1 protein-coding gene is annotated in these 2,353 nt (G+C 64.5%); it reads right to left on the bottom strand.

Translation table 11 applies throughout. The annotated features are described in order from the left end of the window. On the bottom strand, positions 1-2,328 hold a 2,328-nt coding region (locus tag VJ464_26565; protein ID HKQ08713.1), incomplete at its 3' end, for a condensation domain-containing protein. Positions 2,329-2,353 lie beyond the last annotated feature (25 nt).

Below are 2,353 nucleotides of genomic sequence, written 5' to 3'. Positions count from 1 at the left end.
CGGCACATAGACGCCGCCGCTTTGCCAGAGGCCGAGCATCGCCACCAGCAGCTCGAGGCCGCGCTCGCAGAGTACGGCGACGGGCTGCTCGGCGGTGACGCCCTGCTGCCGCAGGCGGTCGGCCAGCAGTTGGGCGCGCAGGGCGAGCCCGGCATACGACAGCTGAAGCGCGGCGCGGGAGGCGGCGATGGCATCCGGGGCGGCGCTGGCCTGTTGCCAGAAGAGGTGGTTAAGGCAGCGGTGGCGGGGGTAGGGGCGGGCCGTGTCATTCCACTCAGCGGTCAGTTGCCAGGCTTCAGCCGGCGAGAGCATGGGCAAGTCGGCGGCAGGGCCGGGATGGCCGGAGGCGAAGGCGGAGAGCAGAAGGCTGAGATGGGAGAGCAGGCGAAGGGCGGAGGTGGGGTCGAAGAGGTCGCTGCAGTAGGCGAGGCTGGCCTGGATGCCTTCCTCAGTATGCGTCATCGTCAGCTCAAGGTCGAATCTAATTAGACCGATAGAATGGCCCATTGGACTTAACTTCAGGTTAGCGACCTGGGAGTTGCCTCGGAGTTCTGCTTGGGTAAGAAATAACACAGGCGAGAAAGGAAACCGGCCCGGGTCGCGCTCCGGAGCAAGCTCCTCTACCAGCTTCTCAAACGGAAGGTCCTGGTAAGCGTATCCACCCAGTGTAATCTCCCTCACTCTGCCCAGCAGCTCTGTGACGCTAGGATTGCCTGACATATCCGTGCGCAGCACCAGCTGGTTAATGAAGAAGCCGATGAGTCTTTCTATTTCCAGCCGGTGTCGATTAGCAATAAGTGTAGCAACACTAATATCTTTTTGACCGCTGTAGCGGCTCAGCAGCAGTTTGAAGGCCGCCAACAAAGTCATAAACAAGGTGACGCCTTGCTGCCGGCTCAGCCGCCGCAACTCTTGCGTCAGCTCCGCGCTCAGGCGCAAGCCGACGCTGCCGCCGCGATGGCTGGCCACCGCCGGTCGCACTCGATCCGTCGGCAGCTCCAGCACCGCCACCTCGGCCAATTGCCGCCGCCAGTACGAGAGCTGCTCGTCAAGTACCGCGCCTTGCAAGTACTGCCGCTGCCACACCGCGTAATCCGCATACTGTATCCGCAGCTCCTCTAAAGCCGAGGGCTGGCCCTGGCTATAAGCCTCGTAGAGCCGGCTGAACTCACTCACCAGCACCCCCGTTGACCAGCCGTCCGAGGCGATGTGATGCATCACCACTATCAGGATGTGCTCATCCTCCTGCAACCGCAGCAGCGCCGCTCGCAGCACCGGCCCGCCTCGCAGATCAAACCCTCGACTGCTCTCATCCCGCACCACTTCGCGAGCCGCCGCCTCGCGCTCCTCTGCCGGCAACTGGCCAAGCTCCCACAGGCGCAGTCGCACCCTGGCCTCGGCTTCGATCACCTGCACGGCTTGTTGCTGCCGCAGCTCGAAGCGTGTGCGCAGCACCTCGTGCCGCCGCTCGATCTCTCCCAGGCTCTGCTCAAAGGCCGCCACATTCAGCTCGCCGGTGAGGCGCACCGCCATCGGGATGTTGTAGGCGGCGCTCGCGGGCTCAAGCTGATGGATGAACCACAGCCGCTGCTGCGCGAATGACAGCGGCAGCTCCCTCTCTCGACTCGCGCGCTCAATCGGAGTCGCGGCGACGCTCATGCCTTGCCGCTGCTGCTGCTGCACGGCCGCCGCCAGCCCTCGCACCGTCGGTTGCTCGAACACCACCCGCAACGGGACTTCCACCCCAAGCACCTCGCGCACTCTCGACACCACCTGCGTCGCCAGCAGCGAGTGGCCACCCAGCTCGAAGAAGTTCGCCTCGACGCTCACCTCTGCCTGCCCCAGCACCTCACTGAAGATGCCCCCCACCAGCTCCTCGATGACATTCTCTGCCGCCCCTGCCTCCCCCTCTCCGGGTATTTCTGCCGCCGGCGCCGGCAGCGCCTTGCGATCCAGCTTGCCGTTGGCCGTCAGCGGCAGCTCCTCTAGCTCCACGTACGCCGTCGGCACCATATACTCCGGCAGCCGCTCTTTCAAGTGCCTCCTCATCTCCTCTCTCTCTATCTTCCTCCCCTCCCTCATCACCACGTACCCCACCAGCCGCTTCTCCCCTCTCTCTCCTCCTACCACCGCCGCCGCCGCGTCCTCCACCCACTCGGCCTCCTTCATCGCCGCTTCGATCTCCCCTAACTCGATCCGATACCCTCGCACTTTCACCTGCTGATCCACTCGCCCAAGGTACTCCAGCCGCCCGTCTCCCACATACCTCCCCACGTCGCCCGTCCGATACAGCCGCTCGCCGCTTCCCCCTCCCAGCCAATCCGGCACATACCTCTCCCCACTCTGCTTCCCA

Source organism: Blastocatellia bacterium (assembly GCA_035275065.1).
Taxonomy (GTDB): Bacteria; Acidobacteriota; Blastocatellia; order UBA7656; family UBA7656; genus DATENM01.
Note: the sequence above shows the minus strand (reverse complement) of the source record. Positions and strands in the feature narration are given on the sequence as shown.